Below are 21,838 nucleotides of genomic sequence, written 5' to 3' on the forward strand. Positions count from 1 at the left end.
AGAATAAGTAGATGTGAGGATAAGTAGGAATGAGGATAGATAAATGCTAACTGTGCTGATTTTTTTGATGATATTCGTGGGTGTAACAGCCGCTTGGTACCAGATTTACCAAATGCACTTCAATATCAATACGCCTAACGATGTGAAGCTTTCGGGTCATAAAAGTAGGCAGTTGGATACGCTCACGGCCGCTAAGCAAACGTCGTCGGATGAGGCCGATGCGTCACGCTTTGAAGAGGCAGCAACGCGCATCTTTGGGCGTGGATTTAACATAGACGCCCTTCGCATTGCGTTTTCTCAGGAGGGGCGAGAGGCCTATGGGCTGCCGCTTCTGCGACATCAGAGAAAACTCACTCGTCCTTCGTCGCATCAGGCAGGAGAGGGCGGTGTTCGCGTGCGTCATCTGCGGTTGTTCAAGACGCGCTTGCCGTCTATCAACGTCAGGAGTGCGTTCATCCTGGCGGTGATCGCGAACTGTGGGTTGGTTCAGCTACTGGCGGCGATGAGCGTGTATACCATTCACTACTCAGTCGACGTATCGGCGTTCGCGTGGGTCAATCAGCCGGCGATGATCCTATCGGCGATATGGGGCGTGGTGGTCTTGAATGTCCTGATCTTCAAGCTGGATGCCTATCTTCATGATCTTTATCAGGTAAGAGAGTTGAATCAGCGGGCGCCCCTATTCCGCTAACGACATAAGATGCATAAAAACGACAACGCCGCCCAGTGGGCGGCGTTGTGGGTGGTGCAGAGCGCTTAGATCAGCGATTCCAGGCAGGATTCGATGATATCCAGGCCTTCGTTCAGCACGTCGTCTTCGATGGTGACCGGCATCAAAAAGCGAATGGTGTTGCCGTACATACCGCAGGACAGCAGGATCAGGCCCTCTTCGCGGGCTTTCTTGCACAGGGCTGCCGCCAGTTCCGGGTTCGGCGTGCGGTCGGTTTTGTTGTTGACCAGCTCAAACGCCGCCATCGCGCCCATGTTGCGCACGTGGTCGATGCAATCAAACTTGCCCTGCCACTCGTTGAAGCGCGCGGCCAGTTTTTCGCCAAGTGCCTGGCTCTTCTCGAGGATGTTCTCCTCTTCGAAGACGTCCATTACCGCCAGCGCCGCCGCACAGGCGGTGGGGCTGCCGGTGTAGGTGCCGCCTAGGGAGTTCGGGCCAGAGGCGTCCATGATGGTGTCGGTGCCGACGACGGCAGAGATCGGCATGCCGTCGGCCATACTCTTGGCCATGGTCATCATGTCCGGTTCCACGCCGCTGTGCTCGATGGCGAACATCTTGCCGGTACGGCCAAAGCCCGACTGCACTTCGTCGATGATCATCAGCATGCCGTGTTCATCGCAAATCTCACGGATCTTTTCGAGGAAGCTCTTCGGCGCGGGATAAAAACCGCCTTCACCCAGCACCGGCTCAAGAATGATCGCAGCGGTGTCTTTCGGGTTCGCGTCGGTTTTCAGCGCCATTTTCAGGCCGCGAATCGCTTCGTCTTCGCTGACGCCGTGGTAAGGCACGGGGTAGGGCGCACGGAAGACGGTGCCCGGCATTGGGCCGAAATCGGTTTGGTAAGGGGCAACCTTGCCGTTCATCGCCATGGTGTAGAAAGTACGGCCGTGGTAGCCGCCATCGAAACAGATGACATTAGAGCGACCGGTAGCGGCGCGGGCGATCTTCACCGCATTTTCCAGCGCTTCAGCACCGGAGTTGGCCAGCATGACTTTGGCGTGACCACGTACAGGGACGATGTGGCTCAGCTTTTCGGCCACTTTGACGTAGCCTTCATAGGGCATGACCGTTTGGCAGGTGTGCATCACCTTATCCAACTGGGCTTTCACGGCTGCCACGACTTTCGGGTGACGATGCCCTACGTTCAAGACGCCGATGCCGCCAGCGAAGTCGATAAAGCGGTTGCCGTCGGCGTCCCAGATCTCAGCGTTTTCGGCGCGATCCGCAAAGGCGGTAGCGGGGCTTGCAGCGCCCGCAGCGACGTATTTCTGCTTTAGTTCGTTTAGCTCGGCATTGCTCATGACTCAGCTCCTTTAAGGATAGGGTGTTGCTTTAGCATAGTGCGCAATAGCGTTGATCACACCGATGACGATGCGATGACAATCCGGTTGCGCCCTGCTTGTTTCGCCTGATACATCGCTTTGTCCGCGCGATCAAGCATTCGAGTACTCGACGCTTCAATGTAACATGCGATGCCCGCCGATAGGGTCACGGTCAGCTCATGTTCGGTGTAAGGCGTTTGCTCGACCTTTTGGCGGATGCGCTCCATGGCAATATGCGCCGAATCCGCATCGACCTCCGGCATGATGATCAAAAACTCTTCGCCTCCCAGGCGGACCTGGAAGTCGGTTTCCCGCAGCTGTTGATTGACGACCCGGGTCAGCTCTTGGAGCACGCTGTCGCCAGTGCTGTGGCCGTAGGTATCGTTGATGTTCTTGAAGTCATCCAAATCGAACAACACGATACTGAGCTGATTGCCGTAGCGGCGGCAGCGCTCTAGGGCTTCGTCCAGCTTGGCGAGCCCTTGGCGACGGTTGAGCAGCCCGGTGAGTTCGTCGTGGTGGGCCAAATATTCCAGGCGCTCGTTGGCTTGTTTCAAGCGCTCTTCGAGCTGCTTACGCTGGGTGATATCGACGATGAAGGTAACCTTGCGAGAAGCACCGTCGTCGCCTTCGATGCGGGCAGCTTCGGCGATGATGGTGCGGGTTTCACCGTTTTTACAGCGCACTTCCCACTCTTGGCGAAGCTCATGGGTTTCATCGCCTTGAATGAAGTCATCGTGTAGCTGGCGCATGTGTGAGCGGTACGCTTCCGGCACCACGAGCGTGAAGTGCTGACCGATCAGCTCCTCTTCCCGATAGCCGTAGAACTGGCAGTAGGCCGGATTGACCATCTCGAAATTCCCGTGAGGGTCGGTAATGCAGATGCCCAGTGGTGCGGTCTTGATCACGTTCTCCGTATTGCGTTTGGAACGGTTGACCAACTGGTAGAGATGGTCCGTGCTCATGCTTGTCATTCAGCTCTCCGTGCTTAGCTGGGCCTCTGACCGCAACGCTTCAAGCAGTGGTGTCAATTCGGTGCCCAGTTTGCCAATGGCGGGTTTGGCGTAGTAAAAGCCCTGCTGGCGAGTAATGCCCGCCCGGGCGAGCCATAGGGCTTCAGCGCGGGTCTCTACCCCTTCGGCAATCAGCGTCATGTCGAGTTCGGCGGCGAGCAAAATAATGGCATTGAGCAGTGCCTGGCGACGGGGATCATGGTCGCACTGCATGACCAGCTCGCGGTCTATTTTCAGCTTGTCCGGGGCAAGGTCGGTGAGCAGGTCCAGGTTGGCATAGCCGTTACCGAAGTCGTCGAGAGCCGTTTTAAACCCCATGGTGCGGTAAGCGTCGATGATATTGCACAGGTGCTGCCGGTCGCGCACTCGCTCGGTTTCGGTAATCTCGAAAATCAGCTTGTCCATCGGCCAGCCTACCCGCTGGGAGACTTCCAGCGTGGCCTGAATGCACGCTTCTGGCTCGTAAACCGCGTTGGGCAGAAAGTTGATGGAGAGATCCGTGGTCATACCCAGCTCACTGGCAAGCTCGATGGCTTTGACGCGGCAAGCTTGATCGAAGCGGTAGAGCAGCTCATCGGTGACTTGAGAAATGACGCTCCAGGCAGACTCGCCATTGATCCCCCGCACCAAGGCTTCATGGGTGACCACGCGGGCCAGCCGAACATCGACGATGGGTTGGAACGCCATCGTGAAATCAAAAGGCAGTTCCCCTTCACAGCGTTTACACGTGCCGTTCACCCGTGCGCAGTTGCCCATAACGTCTCCTGAAGTGTTCGCTCGCGCTCGCTTGCGTGGCAGAAATACCGCGCACTGATGTTGTCAAAAGCCTGAGTATGTGAGTGTTTTCTAAACAAATAGTGAAATAAGCCGTAGTCGCAGTCTAGCCGCTCATGCTCTTTCTGTATAGGTTTTGTATAGAGAACTATGGGCAGGGCGGGAGCGGATTCCCCAATGAAAAACGCCCCGCAGGGCGTTTGGAGAGCGGCGTGATGCCTCAAGCGGCCTAAATGATGCCTGCTTGACGCAGCGCCAGGCGCTGTTCATAGGTAATGCCGATGGCATCCAGCACGCTGTCCGTGTGTTCGCCCAGGGTTGGCGGTGCGGTACTGGCGCTGATCGATTCGCCGTTGATACGAATCGGGTTCGCCACCAAGTGCACTTCTCCCGCTTGGCGATGGGGCAGCGTTTGCTTTAGGCCTCGGGCTTTCACGTGGGGGTCGTCGAAGACGCGGTCTAGGGTGTTGATTGGCCCGCAGGGTACACCCGCCGCTTCAAATGCTGAGAGCCACGTATCCGTAGGCTGCGATGCTAAAGCGAGTTCTAACATTGGCACCAGCGTCTCGCGATGCTGCACACGGCTACCGTTAGTGGCAAAGCGTTCATCTTGCGCTAGCTGCGGTTGATCGATCACTAGGCAGAAGCGCTTGAACTGCTCGTCGTTGCCCACCGCCACGATCATATGGCCATCCGCCGTGGCAAACGCCTGGTAGGGCACGATATTGGGATGCGCGTTGCCCAACCGCTGAGGCACCTGACCAGAGGTCAGGTAGTTCAGCGCCTGGTTCGCCAGCACGCCTACCTGAACATCCATTAGGGCCAAATCAATGTGGCAGCCTTCGCCCGTGTCGCGGCGCTGATAGAGCGCGGCCAGCACTGCGTTGGCGGCATATAGGCCGGTAAAGATATCGGTAAAGGCCACGCCGCTTTTGACCGGGCCGCCACCGGATTCGCCGTCCGGCTTGCCGGTCAGGCTCATGATGCCGCCCATGGCTTGAATCATGAAGTCATACCCCGCCCGGTGGGCGTAGGGGCTTTCCTGGCCAAAGCCGGTGATCGAGCAGTAAATAATACCGGGATTCATCGCCTTTAAACTGGCGTAATCCAAGCCGTACTTCTTTAGCCCGCCGACTTTGAAGTTCTCCAGCACCACATCCGACTGAGCGGCGAGCTGTTTGATCAGCGCCTGGCCTTCGGGCTTGGCCATATCCACCGTCACCGAGCGCTTACCGCGATTAGCGCACAGGTAATACGCCGATTCTACGCTGCCCGAGAGCCAAGGAGGCCCCCAGTGACGCGTGTCATCACCGCTTTGGGGGCGCTCGATTTTGATCACCTCGGCACCCATGTCGGCTAGCATCTGCCCGCACCAGGGGCCTGCCAGCACCCGAGAGATATCGAGGACTTTGATGCCTGCCAGGGGCTTTGCGGCTGTGCTCATTGGGCGCCTCGTGAGTGGTGATCGATTCGTTAATATGCGTTAGTCGGTATGGATTAAAAGAAGGACTGAATGCCGGTTTGCGCGCGGCCCAGAATCAGGGCGTGCACGTCGTGAGTGCCTTCGTAGGTATTCACCGACTCCAGGTTCACCATGTGGCGAATCACACCATACTCGTCCGACACGCCGTTACCGCCGTGCATGTCGCGGGCCACACGGGCAATATCCAGCGCTTTACCGCAGTTGTTGCGCTTGATCAGTGAGATCATTTCCGGTGCCCAGTTGCCGCTGTCCATCAGGCGACCCACCTGCAGAGCGGCTTGAAGGCCCAGGGTGATCTCTGTCTGCATATCGGCTAACTTCTTCTGAATGAGCTGGTTGGCGGCGAGCGGGCGGCCAAACTGCTTGCGGTCCAGAGTGTACTGGCGAGCAGCGTGCCAGCAGAATTCGGCGGTGCCCATCACGCCCCAGGCAATGCCGTAGCGCGCTTTGTTCAAACAGCCGAAGGGGCCTTTCAGGCCGCTTACGTTAGGCAGCAGGTTCTCTTCGGGAACGAAGGCGTTGTCCAGCACGATCTCGCCGGTGATCGAGGCACGCAGCGACACTTTGCCTTCGATTTTGGGGGTGGAGAAGCCTTCGGTGCCGCGCTCGACGATAAAGCCTTTGATCTGGTTGTCGTGGGCGGCAGATTTCGCCCATACCACGGCAATATCGGCAATCGGGCTGTTGGTGATCCACATTTTCGCGCCGGTCAGGCGGTAGCCGCCATCGACCTTTTCCGCGCGGGTGATCATGGAGCCCGGGTCGGAGCCGTGGTCGGGTTCGGTCAGGCCAAAGCAGCCGACCATCTCGCCGCTGGCCAGCTTGGGCAGGTACTTATGCTTCTGCTCTTCAGAGCCGTAGGCTTCAATGGGGTACATCACCAGCGACGACTGCACGCTCATGGCAGAACGGTAGCCGGAATCGACACGCTCTACTTCGCGGGCAATCAGGCCGTAGGCCACGTGGTTCACGCCTGCACCGCCGTACTCCGGGGAAACCGTCGCGCCCAAGAGGCCCAGCTCGCCCATCTCGTTCATGATCTGACGATCAAAACGCTCTTCACGGAAGGCGCTGAGCACGCGTGGCTGCAGATTTTCCTGGCAATAGTCGTGAGCCGCATCGCGGATCTGGCGCTCTTCATCGGTGAGCTGGCTTTCCAGTAGAAGCGGGTCGTCCCAGTTGAAGCGTGTCATGGCGTGAACTCCGAATAGTGATCTTGTTGCGTTCAATGTATCGCCGTTATTTAAAAATTTCTACATTTTTTTAAAACGCAGAATTTAATTAATGCCCCGCGCTTGGAGCACCCGGGTAATGATCGGCACCGGCGTCATGAGGTGGTCACGCATCAGGCTGGCGGCTTGCTCGGCGTTGCGCGCCAGAATCACGTCGACCAGGGCGGCATGCTCCTGGCGTTTGGTGTCAAGGGCTTGGGGCGACATCACGGTCTCTTGCAGCCATAAGTGGCGGTAACGCTCTACCTGATCGAAGAGGGTATCGCGCATTTGCAGCAGGTGCGGCGAGTTACAGCCGCTGGCGATGGCGGTGTGGAATGCTTTGTGGCGTAAATCCCAGCCGTCCAGCAGCTCATCGGGGGAGCTAACCTCGGTGACCTTGGCCAACCGGTGGGCAGTAGCCAGCACGTTAGCTTCCCAGTCGTCATCGCCGCGCTCGATCGCCAAGCGCAAAATCAGCCCTTCTAACTGGGCGCGGGCATCGTAGATATCGTTCAGCTCGGCCAGCGACATCGCCGCCACTCGATAGCCGCGCTGGCTAATGGCGACCACTAAACGGTCGGCCACCAGTTGGGAAAGCGCTTCGCGCAGCGGCCCTGTGCTCACCCCGTAATACGCTTTTAAGCGGCTCATCAAGAGCTTCTCTTCCGGCGCGTAACGGCCGCGAATGATGTCGTGCTTTAGCGCGTGGTAGGCGCTAACCGCGAGGTTTTGGCGCGGCGCATCGTGCTCCATAAGAACTCCTTAGACCAAGGTTCGTTAGACCAATGTAGGGGCGTGGCGATCAACGTGAATTAACGGCTATTATCAATAAATTTTGAAAATTTGGCACAGGTAACGACATTCATGTGGGATTTCATCATTGTCGGTGGCGGTATTTTAGGCTTCTCCACCGCCATGCAGCTGCAACAGGCCTACCCGGATAAGCGCCTGCTGGTAGTCGAGAAGGAGTCGGGGGCGGCACAACACCAAACCGGCCACAATAGCGGGGTAATTCATGCGGGGGTGTACTACACGCCGGGCAGCCTGAAAGCGAAGTTTTGCCTGGAGGGCAACCGCGCCACGCGTGAGTTTTGCGACCAGCACAACGTGCGCTACGACATCTGCGGCAAACTGCTGGTAGCCACTAATGACCTTGAAAAGCAGCGCATGGAAGCATTGTGGGAGCGCACCGCCGCCAACGGGCTGGAGCGTGAGTGGCTGGAAGCCGACGCGCTCAAGGAGCGCGAGCCCAATATCACCGGCGTGGCGGGCATTTTCGTGCCCTCCAGCGGCATCGTGAACTACGCCGAGGTCACCCGTGCCATGGCGGCGGAATTCGAACGCTTGGGTGGTGAGATCCGCTTTGACCACTGTGTCATCGGTTTGGAAGAGCGCGCTGACGAGGTGGTGGTGATCACCCAACAAGACACCTTCACGGGGCGCTATCTCGTCACCTGTTCTGGCCTGATGGCGGATCGGGTGATTCGTATGCTGGGCAAAGACCCTGGCTTTACGATCTGCCCGTTTCGTGGGGAGTATTATCTGCTACCCGAGCACCACAACCAGATCGTGAACCACCTGATTTACCCGATTCCTGACCCCGCCATGCCGTTCTTGGGCGTTCACTTGACGCGGATGATCGATGGCACGGTGACCGTAGGCCCCAATGCGGTGCTAGCGCTGAAGCGCGAGGGTTACCGTAAGCAGGATATGTCGCTAAGCGATATGGGACAGATGTTCACCCATCCCGGTATTTTGAAAGTGTTAGGTAAACATCTGAAACCTGGGCTGTTTGAGATGAAAAACTCGCTTTATAAGCGTGGATATCTAGAGCTGGTGCGTAAGTATTGCCCTAGCTTAACGCTTGACGACCTAACGCCTTACCCAGCTGGGGTGCGCGCTCAGGCGGTCTCCAACGACGGCAAGCTGGTGGATGATTTTCTGTTTGTGAATACAAAACGTACGGTGAACGTGGGCAACGCCCCGTCGCCGGCGGCGACCTCGGCACTGCCGATTGGTGCTCATATCGTGGAGCAGGTCAACACCCTGGTGAACTAAGCTGAGCGTGTGGCCTGTATTAGCATCCCACGCACTAGCCGTGCTAACTTCTTGGCACCGCCCCGGGCAGCCGTAACGGCGAGTCGGGGCTGGGGCTTCACACCTCCTTTACGTCAACCATACCTATAAGTCCAAGCAGGACGGAGGAAACGCTCATGCGAACTCTAAAATATACCGTAGCCGCATCCATGCTAGCCGTGGCGCTGCCCGCTAGCGCACAGCAACTCTCGATTGCCACCGGTGGTACCGGCGGCGTGTACTACCCCATCGGCGGCGGCTTTGCCGAAATGATCAACAACCACATTGACGGTGCCCAGGCCACGGCCGAAGTGACCGGTGCCTCCGTCGAAAACATGGGCCTGATCATGCGTGGCGATGCCGACATGGCGTTGGCGCTGGCCGATACGGTCTACCAAGCCTACACCGGTACCGGTGATTTCGAAGGCCGCCAGATCGAGAACACACGTGCGCTGGCGTCGGTGTACCCGAATGCCGTGCAGCTCGTCACCTTGGCAGAGTCTGACATCGAAAGCATCGCGGACCTAGCCGGTAAGCGTGTCTCTGTAGGCGCACCGGGTAGCGGTACCGAGCTGAACGCCCGTGCCCTGCTGGAAGCCAACGGCGTTAGCTACGAAGACTTTACCCCCCAGCGTCTGAACTTCAACGAAACCGCCGATGCGATCCGTGATGGCGACATCGACGCCGGTTTCTGGAGCGTTGGACCGCCCACCAGTTCTATCCTCAACCTTGCCGCGACACGCGATATCCGCCTCATTGGCCTGTCGGATGAAGAGATCGCCAACGCACAAGAAGCCGAAGCCGTCTTCGCCCCTTACGAGCTGGCCGCCGGTATGTACGACGGCATGGACGAAGCGGTGCAGACCATCGGTATTCCCAACGTGCTGGTTGTCAACTCTGATATGGATGAAGAGTTGGCCTACCAACTGACCCAGCTGCTGTTTGAAAACACCGATGAGCTGATTGCCGTTCACCCGGCGGCTAACGACACCACCATCGAGTTCACCATGAACTCAACACCGGTGCCGCTGCACCCGGGTGCGATTCGCTACTTCGAAGAAGTCGGCGCTGAGATCCCGGACCGTCTGCGCCCTTAATCCATTAGGAGCCGTGCCATGCAGTGGCAACGACGACTGATGGCGCTCTTACTGGTGGGTGGTTTGTTCGCCGAAGCGGGGGCCTCCCTCGCTTCGGCGACTGCGTCTAAGCGCTTGACGGTGGTGACCGAGCAGGGCGACACGCTAGTGGATGCAGCCGCGCCAGAGGGCAGCCGCTGGTGCATCCAGTGGCAGCACTCTGTCGAACACTTCACGGTGTTGGACTGCTACCGCAATGCGGCCGGTACGCTGCTGCTCGAGCGCAGCCATCAACCGGATTTTGCCGCAGGGCTTGGACATATCTTTGGGCGTGGTGAGCAGGTATCCGACGGTGAGGGCGGCTACTGGATCAACGCAATCAACGAACCGGTGGCGAACAACCGCTACGTGCTACGGGTAGGCTCCGAGGCCGTCAACCACCGTGTCATGTGGCCAGATGGCGAGCATCCCACCGTGAGCTTGAGCGAGCGGGCCGCCGGTCAGCGCGTCACGATTGCTTTGTCATCGCCCTAAATCCTGCGTCGCTTGCCAGCTATGTGCGCTTATCGATGTCACGTTTCATAAAAATTAAGTGGGTGTTAACCCCCTAAGTTAGCTAACGCTTCCGAGGACTTCATGAACGAATCCACGCCACCGCCGACTGTGATGCCGGGCGGCAATGCGATTCAACCCCGCTTCGTTTTATGGTGTATCACCATCGTGGCGGTGGGACTCTCGCTCTTCCAACTCTACTCGGCGGGTATTCAGCCGCTGGGCCTGTTCTATCAGCGCAGTATTCACTTGGCGCTGATCATGCTGCTGGCATTTTTGATGTTTCCGGCCTTCGGGCCTAACCGAAAGCGCGGCATTCTGGGCTGGGGCATCGACCTCGTCTTCTTTGCCGGGGCGCTGATCACCGGCGGCTACCTGGTACTCAACCTCGATGCCATCTTCAGTCGCGCCGGGTTCTGGAATCAGACCGATATCTTGGTCGCGTGTATTGCCACGGTCACCGTGCTGGAAGCCAGCCGCCGCGCGGTGGGCTTTGGTATGACGGTGATTGGCCTGTTGGCCATTATCTACGCCTTTGCTGGCCCCCGGGGGGAGCTGCCTTGGCTGGGCGAGTGGATGCCCGGCATCATGGAACATCGTGGGTATAGCCTCGACCGCGTAGCGGGCCAGCTTTACCTTGGCCAAGAGGGCATTTTCGGCCTGCCGCTGGGAGTGGCGGCCACCTATATCTTTATTTTCGTGCTCTTCGGCGCCTTTCTGGAAAGCACCGGTGCCGGTAAATTCTTTATCGATATGGCCTATGCCGCCACCGGGCGTCAGCGCGGCGGCCCGGCGAAAGCCGCCGTGCTGGCCTCGGCGGGCATGGGCTCCATTTCGGGGAGCGCCATTGCCAACGTGGTGACCACCGGCGCGTTTACCATTCCCCTGATGAAAAAGCTGGGTTACCAGCCCAAACAGGCGGGGGGTATCGAAGCGGCGGCCTCTACCGGCGGGCAAATCATGCCGCCGCTGATGGGTGCTGGCGCGTTTTTAATCGCGGAATATACCAACACGCCGTACCTGGAAATTGTCAAAATCAGTATCCTCCCGGCGATCATGTACTTCGCGACGGTCTATCTCTTCGTGCATATCATCGCCTTGAAGCAGGGCATGCAGGGCATGGCCAAGAGCGAGTTGCCGCAAATGCGTCAGGTTATGAAGGATGGCTGGCACTTCCTGCTTCCGCTGGCGGTACTGGTGTGGCTGCTGGCCATGAGCATGTCACCCATGCGGGTGGGCTACTACGCAGTCGTCACCATGGTGGCGGTGGCCGTTTTGCGCTACGCGCTTTGGTACTTCTTCGTGGCACCCAAACAGGGCGAGCCGGTCACGGTCGAACGCACCAAAGTGGTCGTATGGACAGGTCTGGTGAAGCTGGTACAGGGGTTGGAGCTGGGCGCGCGCAATGCCGTCGCGGTTTCCATGGCCTGTGCGGTGGCGGGTATCATCGTCGGCGTGGTCGGTTTGACCGGGCTGGGGCTGAAGTTCTCCTCCATGATGCTGGCGTTCTCCGGCGGTAATCTGGTACTCGCGCTGCTTCTGGTGCTGATTGCGAGTTTGATTCTAGGCATGGGCCTGCCGGTGACCGCGAGCTATATCGTGCTGATCGTTCTCGTCGGACCGGCGCTTACCTCGGAGTTCGGCGTGCCGCTGTTGATCGCGCACCTGGTGGTGTTCTGGTACTCCCAGGACTCCAACGTCACGCCGCCCATTGCGCTCGCGGGGTTTGCCGGGGCGGCCATTGCGGGCAGTAAACCCATGGAGACGGGATTCCAGGCGTGGAAGTTTGCCAAAGGGCTCTATTTGATTCCGCTGTTCATGGTCTTCAATCCGGAAATCATCATCGGCGGGCCGGTGCTCGTGGTGGTCTGGAACGCGGTCATCGCGCTGTTGGCGCTCTGTGCGTTTGCGGCTTCGCTAGAGGGGTATTTGTTCACCCGCATGTCTTGGCTGCCGCGCCTGGCCATTGGCGGTGCGATCGTCGGTGTGTTCTACCCGAGTCTCTGGACCGAAATGGCAGGGGTCGCCGTGATGATCGTCGCCATCGCGGCCAACTGGCAGGCGAGCAAGCGGGAGACACCACCGGTTGCCGGTTGAGTGTGCCGAGTAGACAAGCAGCACCAAAAAAGCCCGGGAACGTCAGCTCCCGGGCTTTTCGTGTCAACGGCTCACCCGTGGGCTAACCGATGGTCGGTGCCTTAGAAGATCGACTCTGCCGTGCCTGACCCCTGCGAGCCGCTGGCCTCTTCCAGCTCCTGGCTGATACGGCGAGGCTGGAAGTCGGGCAGATGATCCTGGTGGAACAGCTCCGAGATGCCGCCAGACTGGTCATCGTGCAAGCGACGGCCGGTATTCGGGTCCACCCGCGCGGTGACGATGGTATCGGGACGCTCTGGCAGCGCAGAGGGCGTCCCTTCCAGCGCATCGCCCATGAAGTCGATCCAGATCGGCAGTGCAGCATTCGCGCCGTACTCGGCAATGGTGTCGTTGCTGTCTTTACCGACCCACACCGTCGTTACGAGATTGCTGTTGAAACCGGCAAACCAAGCGTCCCGCTGGCTGTTAGTCGTCCCGGTTTTACCGACGATGTCGTCACGGTTCAGGCTTAGCGCTGCCCGGCCCGTGCCCGATGTGATGACGTCGCGCAGCATGTCACGCAGGATGTACACCGCTGCGGGGTCAGCGACGCGGGGCGCGATAGGGTAGCTCTTCCCATCGATTTCGACGGTTTCCTGGTCCTCGGCACAGTTCACGCAGGCCACCTGCGGCGTGGCTTCGTCAATGACTTCGTTATCGTCATCACGAGTGACGCGCTCGATAAACCAAGGCGCGACCTGGAAGCCACCGTTGGCGATCACCGCGTAGGCGTTGGTCATCTCCATGGGCGTGAGGCTGGCGCTCCCCAGGGCCAGTGACAGACCGCGGGGAAGGCGCTCAGGCGCAAAGCCAAAGCCTTCGAGGTACTGAATGGTGTGGTCGAGCCCCATGGTTTGCAGAACGCGAATGGTGACGAGATTGCGCGAACGCGCAAGCGCCGGACGCAGGCGCATCGGCCCTTGGAAGTCGCGGCTGGAGTTCACCGGACGCCACAGCGAATCGCTGCCGTCGTCCAGCACCACCGGCGCGTCATTGACCACACTGGCAGCGTTCATTTCGCCATCCTGTAGCGCGGCGAGGTAGATGAACGGCTTGAAGATCGAGCCAGACTGGCGCTGGGCCTGAACGGCACGGTTGAATTTACTGGCGTTGAAATCGAACCCGCCTTGAAGTGCCAGAATCGCGCCGGTGCGCGGGTCTTGCGCCACCAGCGAACCTTCGGCATCCGGGCGCTGAGAGAGACGCAGCGTGCCGTCGTCGGTTTCGATGACACGGATCATATCGCCACGTTCGGCAATCTGCGCTGCGCTGCTGGGCTCGGCCCCGCGGCTACGCGGGCTCAAATAGGGGCGCGCCCAGTTCAGGCCGCTCCACGGAATGGTTTGCAGCTCACCGCCACGGGTCAGTACCTGCATCTCGCGGCCACTGCTCTCTACTACGATGGCGGGTTGCAGTAGGCCGTAGTTAGGCGTGCGCTCCAGTACCTGTAGCCAGTTGCTCACATCGCCATCCACACCTTCGACTTCGGTTTGGCTGCGTTGGGCAGCCTGACGTGCGGTTTGGCGTATTTCCGGCGACTCGGACAGCTCCTCTTCCAGGCCCTGGGTATTGGTCTGCTCTTGGGCTTCTACCAAGCTGGGCGCGATGTCTTCCTGCTCGGCACCGCGCCAACCGTGACGCAGGTCGTACTCGATCAGACCGTTGGCCAGCGCTTGGCGGGCAAAGGGCTGCAGTTCGCTGTCGATGGTGGTGTAAATACGGTAGCCGCCGGTATAGGCGGTGTCGCCAAAGCGTTCGATGGCGTACTGGCGAGCCATCTCTGCCACGTAGGCGGCATCCACTTCGGTTTGCGTGTAGTGACGGCGCGCGGTGACCGGCGCCTGCACGGCATTCTGGTAGGTATCGTTATCGATATAGCCAAGCTCGCGCATACGGAACAGGATCCAGTTGCGGCGGATCAGTGAGCGCTCGGAGTTGGCCAGCGGGTTGAACGCCGAGGGTGCTTTGGGCAGCCCGGCAATCATCGCCGTTTCTGCCAGACTCAGCTCGGCCAGCGGCTTGTCGTAATAGGTCTCGGCGGCGGCGGCAATCCCGTAGGCGCGGTTACCCAGGAAGATTTTGTTGACGTAAAGCTCGAAGATCTCCTCTTTATCGAGGATTTGTTCCATTTGCAGGGCCAGCAGAATCTCTCGAATCTTACGCGTGAAAGTCTGATCCAGGGTCAGCATGTAGTTACGCGCGACCTGCATGGTGATGGTAGAACCGCCCGATTGAATGGTGCCGCCGCTCTGTACCAGCTCGACCGCCGCCCGCGCTAGGCCGCGCGGGTCGACACCGGCGTGGTCGAAGTAGCTGGCATCTTCGGCGGCGATCAGCGCGTTGATCATGTCTTGGGGAATGTCGTCGAAGTCGATCGCCATGCGGCGCTCTTCACCGAATTCGCCGATCAGCTTGCCGTCGTTGGTAAAGATTCGCAGCGGGGTGTGCAGTTCGAAATCCTGCAGCTGGCGCACGTCGGGCAGGCCCGGCGAGAAATAGATAGCGGCACCGATCACCGCCAGTATGACCGCACCCGAGAGCGCAACGACCAGCGAAAATAGTGACAGCACAAGAGTTCGTAAAAACGTCATGAACAGTGGGCACCCGTGAAAAGAAGAGTAGGTATGGTGGTGTAACCGCCATAGCGCGCAATTGGCTGCCATTATAGGAAGGGGAGGCAGCGGCCACCAGTGTTGATATGACGTAGAGGCATTGGCGTGTGCCTTAACTAAAAATCATGTAACCTCGAAACTCGCACGACAGGCAGGCGGAGTCGAACTCAACATGCGCTTACTAAAACCCAGTAAAGGGTTGATTGGTGTCGATATTACGTCGGCCACCGTCAAGCTACTCGAACTCAAACGGTGTAACGACAACTATCAGGTCGAGAGCTATGCCGTACGTCCGCTGCGCGAGGGCGCGGTGGTCGAACGCCGCATTCGTGATATGAACGATGTTGCCAACGTGCTGAGTCGTGCCGTCGAGCATGCCAAACCGTCTACGCGTAAGGCGGCCGTGGCCGTTCCGGCCAGCGCCGCCATTACCAAGACGCTCCAGTTTCCCGTATCGCTGAGCGAAGACGAGATCGAGGAGCGGATCATCGCCGAGTCTGACCGGCATATTCCGTTTCCGTTCAGCGAGGTGGCGTTCGACTTTCACTGCCTTGGGCCCGCGCCCTTCGATGACGAGCAGCAGCAAGTCATTCTGGTCGCCTGCCGCCAGCAGGACGTGTCGCAGCTCACTGAAACCTTGGAGCGGGCAGGGCTAGAGCCCGCGGCGGTAGACGTGGAAACCTTCGCCATGGAGCGTTCGCTGGCCGAGCTGCGCCGCCAGCTCAACGTAGACAGCGACCCCAACGCCTGCGTCGGGCTGGTGGATATCGGCGCGAACATGAACGCCTTTCACGTGGTGCGTGGTGGCCATATCGTCTACAGCCGCGATACCGTGTTTGGCGGCCGCCAGCTCACCGACGCTATTCGCGATCACTACTCCTTGAGCAACGAAGAGGCCGGCTTTGCGAAAAAGCGCGGTGGCCTGCCAGAGGATTACCACGACAAAGTGCTCAATCCGTTTCTGGAGACCGTCGTGCAGCAGGTGGGACGCTCGCTGCAGCTTTACTATACCGCTGGCCGTCAGCATGAAGTGCAACACATCGTGCTAGCGGGCGGCTCCAGCGTCATTCCCGGCTTGGCCGAACGCATTGCCGAAGATAGCGGCATGTCGGTGACCATTGCCAACCCGTTCCAGCGAATGCGGGTCAACAAGCGCCTCAACATGGAAGGTCTGACCAACGATGCCCCCGCCATGCTCACCGCTGGGGGTTTAGCGATGAGGGTCGGGCTATGAGCATCACGATTAACCTGCTTCCCTGGCGGGAAGCGCGCCGGGAAAAGCGGACCCGCCGTTTTTACGGAGTCGTGGTGCTGATGCTGGTGGCGGGCATTGCCCTGGGCCTGGGGGTCGCCCAGCTCTACCAGCAAAAGCTAGCCGCCCAGCAGCAGCGTAATGCCTACATCACCCAGCACATCGAGCGCCTGAACAACGAAATTGCCGACGTACAGCGCTACCAGCAAACCGCCGAGCGCTTGGGTGAACAGTTAACGCTGTTTCAAACCCTGCAAGCCGAGCGGATCAGCACCGTGCAGCTTTTCAATGCTATCGCCGCGAGTGCGGTGGATGGCGTGGTGTATCAGCGCCTGACGCGCACCGGCGAGCAGGTGAGCGTATCGGCCATGGCAGGCAGCGAGCGTCAGGTCTCCGATCAGCTTCGTCAGCTCGCCAGCGTGCCAGAGCTTGGCGTGCCGCTCCTGTCGGAAGTCACCAGCGGGCAGGATGGCAACAGTCGCATGTTCCAGTTCGAAGTGGTGCAATCCTCGCTGGAAGAGCTCGGTGATGAGGAGGAGTCGCCATGAAGTGGGGGCGCGAGCGGTGGCAGGATGAGTGGCAGCGGCTGAAAACCCTGGATTGGCAGGCGCTGGATGTCAAAGAGGCGGGTGAATGGCCTGTGCTGCTCAAAGCACTGTGTGGTGCACTGGCGTTTGGCGTCGCCCTTGGCGGGCTGAGTTGGTGGTTGGTGAGCGAAAAGCGCGTCGAGCTGGAAGCAGCGGAGCGCCAAGAGGCGCGGCTTTTGAACGAATACCGCAGCAAAGTTTCCGAAGCGGCGTTTTTGCCCGAAGTGCGCGACCAGCTCACCGCTCTCGAAGAGCAGATGGCCACCATGCGTTCCATGCTGCCCACCAGTGCCGAAATTCCCTCGTTGCTGGACAGTATTAGCGATGCGGCGTTGGATAATGACCTCAGTATCGAGACGATTCGCCTGCGTCCCACCGTGAGCAACACGCACTATGTGGAACACCCGCTGGATATTCAGGTGCGTGGCGGCTATCACGAGCTGGCGCAATTCGTGGCCGATATTAGCCAGCTAGCACGTATCGTGACCCAGCACGATGTCGCGCTTTCGCCTGCCGAGCAGAGTGGGGAGTCGCTGCGAATGTCGCTGGTGGCCCGCACCTATAGCTATATAGAAGAAGCAGGCGAAGGGGAGGTGCCAGCCCCATGAAGCGTTTATTCAGCATTGGCATGGTGGCGCTGCTGGCAGGCTGTGGCGATGCCAACCTCAGCCAGCTAGAGTCGGTCATGGAGGAGATTCGGCGTGCCCCGACGGGGCAGCCGCCGGTCATCATTCCGACGATTCCCGAATACCAGCCGGTGGATTACCGCTATAGTGACACCCGCAGCCCCTTTCTGGCACCTGAGAGCGTGCGGGCGACCGACGTGGTTGCGGTCTTCGACAGCGCCTTGGCCCCCGACCAGCAACGAAAGGCCGAGCCGCTCGAGCAGTTTCCGCTCCAAAGCCTGCGTTTAGTGGGCACGCTGCGCATGGGGGGGCAGCAGGTGGCGCTGATCAGCGCGCCGGACGGCAGCGTGACCAGCGTGCGTGAAGGCAATTATCTCGGCACCGACTACGGGCAGGTCACCGACATTCGCCCGCAGGAAGTGCACATCACCGAACGTATTTTAAATCAGCAGGTGGGTTGGCAGGAGCGTCAGGCAACGCTCAGCTTGGATGAGTAGCCAGCGCGCTCACGCCACCAGGCAACCCACTTCATGACTTGTTACCGGATGACACCTATGGCCGCTACACTTCGTCGAATGACGCTATCACTGTTAGCTCTGATGCCAACGTTTGCTTTTGGGTCCGTGCTAACCGATTTGGATGTGCGCCAAACCGGCAGCGGTGAGGTCGAGCTGCTCCTGCAATTCAGCGGCGGTGTCGCCGAACTGCGCGGCTACCGATTGGACGCGCCGCCCCGCTTGGCGCTGGATCTGGCCGATACGCAGAGCGATCTGCCCCAGCGCCGGATCAGCGTGGAGAACGCAAGCGTCGAGCAGATTACAGCGCTGGAGGGAAATGGCCGAACGCGTCTGGTGGTCGATTTACGCCAGCCGCTCGACTACACCTCCCGAGTGGAAGGCGACCAGCTGCGCATTACGCTGGTGGCGGCTGCCAGTGCGCCGCCGTCTGCGCCAGCGGCCATGAACGCCGCGTCGTCCGAGCCGGTCAGTGGCGGCCTGGAAACCGACGAAGGGCCGCAAGTCACCGACATCGATTTTCGCCGGGGAGCGGATGGCGCCGGTCGTTTGTTGGTTACGTTCGACCGCGAAGGCGTGGTGACCCAGGTGCGCGAAGGCAGTGACGGAGTGGTCGTGGCCGAACTGCGCGATGTGGACATTCCCGATGCGCTCAACCAAATCTACGATGTGACCGATTTCGCGACGCCGATTACGCGCATCACGCCTCGCTCTGGGCAGCGCGATACGCTGCTGGAGCTGCAAACCAACGGTCCCTACGCGATGATCTCATCGCAAAGCGGTCGTACGCTCACCGTCGAAGTGCAGCCAGTGAGCCAAGCCAGCCAGCAAGAGCGCGATCAGCAGGGCGAGAGTTTTACCGGCGATCGCCTGAGCCTCAATTTCCAAGATATCGAAGTACGCGCGGTGCTGGCTACCCTGGCCGAATTTACCGGCCTGAACCTGGTGGCGAGCGACAGCGTCACGGGCCGGGTGACGCTCAATCTGAACGACGTGCCCTGGGATCAGGCGCTGGCGCTGATTCTGCAAAGTCAGGGACTCTCAAGCCGTGAGCAGGGCAATGTCATTGTCGTGGCACCGGCGGGGGAGCTGGCGGAGATCGAGCGCCAAGAGATCGAAGCGCGCAACCAGCAGCAGACGTTAGCGCCGCTGGTGACCGAGTTCATCGAGGTGAAATACGCCCGGGCCGAAGACTTGGCCCAACTGCTGCGTGGGGCGGAAGGCTTTGGTTTGCTGACCGAGCGTGGCCGGGTGAGTGTCGATCAGCGCACCAACACGCTGTTGATCCAAGATACTGCCGATCAGGTGCGCGACATCATGCGTACCCTCGACCGTCTTGATGTGGCGGTACGCCAAGTACAAATAGAGGCGCGCATCGTGATTGCCCGGGATACGGCGTCTCGTGAGCTGGGCGTGAACTGGGGCGTTTCCAGCACCCGCGGCTTTGTAGAAGGAGACGACGGTACGTTCTCACGTCGCGATATCAACCCTGACGGCATCAACCGCGCTCAGGGGGGGCTGGCGGTGGATTTGGGCTCCACGGCGGCAGCCAACACCGGCTTTAGCTTTGGCTACCTTTCTGGGGATATTCTGCTCGACCTGGAGCTACGCGCGTTGGAAAGCGAAGGCAAGAGCCAGACGATCTCCCAGCCCCGCGTGATTACCGCCAACCAGCGCACCGCCACCATTCGCCAGGGCGAAGAGCGGGCGTTCCAGAGTGTCGATGCCCAGGGCAACCCGGATACCGAATTCAAAGAGGCGGAGCTGTCGCTGGAGGTGACCCCACAAATCACCCCGGACAATCGCATCATCATGGATTTGGTGATCAAGAACGATAGCTTCCGTGAGAGCGAGTTTGGCGGCGAGCCGCCCATCGATACCAATCAAATCGAAACCCAGGTGCTGGTGGATAATGGCCAGACGGTGGTGTTAGGCGGTATTTTGACCACAGAGCAGCTTAGCCAAATGGCCAAGACGCCGCTTCTCGGTGACCTTCCGGTGCTAGGACGCCTGTTCCGCTATACCGAAGAGAGCAATGAAAAGGTAGAGTTACTGGTCTTTATTACTCCACGACTACTTGATGATGGTTTGGCGGTTCGCTGATGCAGGATTTACCCAATCTTTTTTTAATAGGCCCCATGGGGGCTGGTAAGAGCACGATAGGCCGCCTGTTGGCGGGAGAGCTATCGCGCCCGTTTTACGATAGCGACCACGCCATACAGGACCGCTGCGGTGCCGATATTCCCTGGATCTTTGACGTAGAGGGCGAGCCCGGCTTTCGCCAGCGTGAAATCCAGATGATCGACGAGCTTACCCAATTAGCGGACGTGGTCGTTGCCACCGGCGGTGGCGCGGTGCTGCGGGAAGAGAACCGCCGTGCCCTGCGTGAGCGCGGCACGGTCATCTACTTGATGACCACCGTCGAACAGCAGCTAAAACGGACCGCCAAGGATCGCAACCGCCCGCTGTTGCAGTGTGCCAACCGCGAGCAGGTGCTCAACGACATGTTTGCCACCCGCGACCCGCTCTACCGCGCGACGTCTGACATTACCGTGCGCACGGATCGCCGAAGCCCGCGGGCGGTGGTCAACGAGATTTTACGCCGCGTACACCGCATGATCGATCCGTTGGACGCTGCCAGCGCCCCGCAGAAAAAGGTATCCCCATGACCGAACAAGCCCATCACCACACGTTAACCGTTGAACTGGGTGAGCGCAGTTATCCCATTCACATTGGCGTGGGGCTGCTCCAACGCTCGGATAGCTTCGTGCCTTATCTGGCAGGTCATCAGGTGATGATCGTCACCAACGAGACGGTGGCCCCGCACTATTTGAAGGCGCTACAGGACGTGTTGCCCGAGCAGCTCGACGTGCGTACCTTGGTGTTGCCTGACGGAGAGCAGTACAAAACCATCGAGCAGGTGGGGCGCATTTGGGATGCGCTGCTCGAAGCAGGCTTCAATCGGCGCTGTACACTGATTGCTTTAGGCGGCGGTGTGATGGGCGATATGGTGGGCTATGCAGCGGCGTCCTATCAGCGCGGCGTGGCGTTCATCCAAGTGCCCACCACGCTGCTGTCGCAGGTGGACTCCTCGGTGGGCGGCAAAACCGGCGTGAACCATCCGCTGGGTAAGAACATGATTGGCGCGTTTTGGCAGCCCAAGGCCGTGGTAGTCGATATCGCTACCCTCACCACCTTGCCCGCTCGGGAACTCTCAGCGGGGCTTGCCGAGGTAGTGAAGTACGGTTTTATTCGCGATGCGGCCTTCCTCGCTTGGCTTGAGCAAAACATGGCGGCGCTACGCCGTGTCGAACCCGAGGTGGTGGCTGAAGCCATCGCCAAGAGCTGCCAGATCAAAGCCGATATCGTGGCGGAAGACGAAACCGAGCAGGGCGTGCGGGCGCTCTTGAACCTTGGACACACCTTTGGCCACGCCATCGAGGCGCATCAAGGCTACGGCAACTGGCTGCACGGCGAAGCCGTGGGAGCGGGCATGGCGATGGCCGCCACGCTCTCTCATCAGCTTGGCTGGATTAGCGCGGATGCACTTGAGCGCACGAAAAGGGTGATTGAAAGCGCGGGTCTTCCGCTGGTCGCGCCCGCGGGCATGTCGACGGATGACTTCTTGGCGCGTATGCGGTTGGATAAAAAGAACGTCGATGCGCGTCTGCGTCTGGTGCTGCTGAAGGACTTGGGCGATGCTTGCGTCAGCGACGCCACTCCAGCCGACACCTTACGGCAGCTACTGGATGGCTACCCTCGCGGCCAGGGGATAGTTGGCTAGCCTTACCGCTCGGAACCCGCCTCTGATCAGGCGGGTTTTTTTCTGCCCGTGAAGAGCCGATACAAGCATTGCGTAATGATATCCGT

19 protein-coding genes are annotated in these 21,838 nt (G+C 59.5%); 12 read left to right on the forward strand and 7 right to left on the reverse strand.

Annotation, left to right across the window (positions count from 1 at the left end; translation table 11 throughout):
* Window positions 1-43: 43 nt before the first annotated feature.
* Window positions 44-691: a hypothetical protein gene (locus tag CTT34_RS03645; RefSeq protein ID WP_159341224.1), complete on the forward strand. Its 648-nt coding sequence runs from the start codon at window positions 44-46 to the stop codon at window positions 689-691.
* Window positions 692-756: 65 nt separating this feature from the next.
* On the opposite strand, the gene gabT is transcribed toward CTT34_RS03645, so the two are convergent.
* The 6 genes from gabT to csiR all read right to left on the reverse strand — a co-directional run bounded on the left by gabT (window position 757) and on the right by csiR (window position 7,289).
* Entirely contained in the window at window positions 757-2,031 is a 1,275-nt protein-coding gene (gabT, locus tag CTT34_RS03650) for a 4-aminobutyrate--2-oxoglutarate transaminase (RefSeq protein WP_159341225.1), read from the reverse strand.
* Window positions 2,032-2,087: 56 nt separating this feature from the next.
* On the reverse strand, window positions 2,088-3,026 hold the full coding sequence (locus CTT34_RS03655) for a sensor domain-containing diguanylate cyclase (RefSeq protein WP_159341226.1): 939 nt from the start codon (window positions 3,024-3,026) through the stop codon (window positions 2,088-2,090).
* Window positions 3,027-3,821: an EAL domain-containing protein gene (locus CTT34_RS03660; RefSeq protein WP_159341227.1), complete on the reverse strand. Its 795-nt coding sequence runs from the start codon at window positions 3,819-3,821 to the stop codon at window positions 3,027-3,029.
* 247 nt (window positions 3,822-4,068) lie between these two features.
* Window positions 4,069-5,283, reverse strand: coding sequence for a CaiB/BaiF CoA transferase family protein (locus CTT34_RS03665; protein ID WP_159341228.1), 1,215 nt, complete (start codon window positions 5,281-5,283; stop codon window positions 4,069-4,071).
* A 53-nt stretch (window positions 5,284-5,336) separates the two neighbouring features.
* Window positions 5,337-6,515 (reverse strand): acyl-CoA dehydrogenase, encoded by a 1,179-nt coding sequence (locus CTT34_RS03670; protein WP_153842145.1) that lies wholly within the window; start codon window positions 6,513-6,515, stop codon window positions 5,337-5,339.
* Between the two features lie 84 nt (window positions 6,516-6,599).
* Entirely contained in the window at window positions 6,600-7,289 is a 690-nt protein-coding gene (csiR, locus tag CTT34_RS03675) for a DNA-binding transcriptional regulator CsiR (RefSeq protein WP_159341229.1), read from the reverse strand.
* 111 nt (window positions 7,290-7,400) lie between these two features.
* Between csiR and lhgO the strand changes: the two genes are divergently transcribed.
* The 4 genes from lhgO to CTT34_RS03695 all read left to right on the forward strand — a co-directional run bounded on the left by lhgO (window position 7,401) and on the right by CTT34_RS03695 (window position 12,337).
* Window positions 7,401-8,594, forward strand: a complete 1,194-nt coding sequence (gene lhgO, locus CTT34_RS03680; RefSeq protein WP_159341230.1) for an L-2-hydroxyglutarate oxidase — start codon at window positions 7,401-7,403, stop codon at window positions 8,592-8,594.
* A 155-nt stretch (window positions 8,595-8,749) separates the two neighbouring features.
* Window positions 8,750-9,709, forward strand: a complete 960-nt coding sequence (locus tag CTT34_RS03685; protein ID WP_159341231.1) for a TAXI family TRAP transporter solute-binding subunit — start codon at window positions 8,750-8,752, stop codon at window positions 9,707-9,709.
* Between the two features lie 18 nt (window positions 9,710-9,727).
* On the forward strand, window positions 9,728-10,222 hold the full coding sequence (locus CTT34_RS03690) for a DUF1850 domain-containing protein (protein ID WP_159341232.1): 495 nt from the start codon (window positions 9,728-9,730) through the stop codon (window positions 10,220-10,222).
* Between the two features lie 102 nt (window positions 10,223-10,324).
* On the forward strand, window positions 10,325-12,337 hold the full coding sequence (locus tag CTT34_RS03695) for a TRAP transporter permease (protein WP_159341233.1): 2,013 nt from the start codon (window positions 10,325-10,327) through the stop codon (window positions 12,335-12,337).
* A 101-nt stretch (window positions 12,338-12,438) separates the two neighbouring features.
* Here the strand turns inward: CTT34_RS03695 and CTT34_RS03700 are convergent, their stop codons facing one another.
* Window positions 12,439-14,967 carry a penicillin-binding protein 1A gene (locus CTT34_RS03700; protein ID WP_159341234.1) on the reverse strand — a complete coding sequence of 843 codons (2,529 nt, stop codon included), beginning with the start codon at window positions 14,965-14,967 and terminating at the stop codon, window positions 12,439-12,441.
* Between the two features lie 193 nt (window positions 14,968-15,160).
* Between CTT34_RS03700 and pilM the strand changes: the two genes are divergently transcribed.
* The 7 genes from pilM to aroB are packed head-to-tail and all read left to right on the forward strand — an operon-like array spanning window position 15,161 to window position 21,752.
* The gene (pilM, locus tag CTT34_RS03705; RefSeq protein ID WP_159341235.1) at window positions 15,161-16,222 is read left to right on the forward strand and encodes a type IV pilus assembly protein PilM; all 1,062 of its coding nucleotides are present in this window, start codon (window positions 15,161-15,163) and stop codon (window positions 16,220-16,222) included.
* A complete protein-coding gene (locus CTT34_RS03710) occupies window positions 16,219-16,788 on the forward strand; it encodes a PilN domain-containing protein (protein ID WP_159341236.1) in 570 nt (189 codons plus the stop codon). Before pilM ends, CTT34_RS03710 begins: the two co-directional genes overlap by 4 nt.
* Entirely contained in the window at window positions 16,785-17,435 is a 651-nt protein-coding gene (locus CTT34_RS03715) for a type IV pilus inner membrane component PilO (RefSeq protein WP_159341237.1), read from the forward strand. The genes CTT34_RS03710 and CTT34_RS03715 overlap by 4 nt, the downstream gene beginning before the upstream one ends.
* Window positions 17,432-17,950: a pilus assembly protein PilP gene (locus tag CTT34_RS03720; RefSeq protein ID WP_159341238.1), complete on the forward strand. Its 519-nt coding sequence runs from the start codon at window positions 17,432-17,434 to the stop codon at window positions 17,948-17,950. Before CTT34_RS03715 ends, CTT34_RS03720 begins: the two co-directional genes overlap by 4 nt.
* Window positions 17,951-18,007: 57 nt before the next feature.
* Window positions 18,008-20,071 carry a type IV pilus secretin PilQ gene (locus tag CTT34_RS03725; RefSeq protein WP_159341239.1) on the forward strand — a complete coding sequence of 688 codons (2,064 nt, stop codon included), beginning with the start codon at window positions 18,008-18,010 and terminating at the stop codon, window positions 20,069-20,071.
* Window positions 20,071-20,637: a shikimate kinase AroK gene (gene aroK / locus CTT34_RS03730; RefSeq protein ID WP_159341240.1), complete on the forward strand. Its 567-nt coding sequence runs from the start codon at window positions 20,071-20,073 to the stop codon at window positions 20,635-20,637. The genes CTT34_RS03725 and aroK overlap by 1 nt, the downstream gene beginning before the upstream one ends.
* Window positions 20,634-21,752, forward strand: a complete 1,119-nt coding sequence (gene aroB / locus CTT34_RS03735; RefSeq protein ID WP_159341241.1) for a 3-dehydroquinate synthase — start codon at window positions 20,634-20,636, stop codon at window positions 21,750-21,752. Before aroK ends, aroB begins: the two co-directional genes overlap by 4 nt.
* Window positions 21,753-21,838: the final 86 nt, after the last annotated feature.

The organism is Halomonas meridiana (genome assembly GCF_009846525.1).
Classification (GTDB): Bacteria; Pseudomonadota; Gammaproteobacteria; order Pseudomonadales; family Halomonadaceae; genus Vreelandella.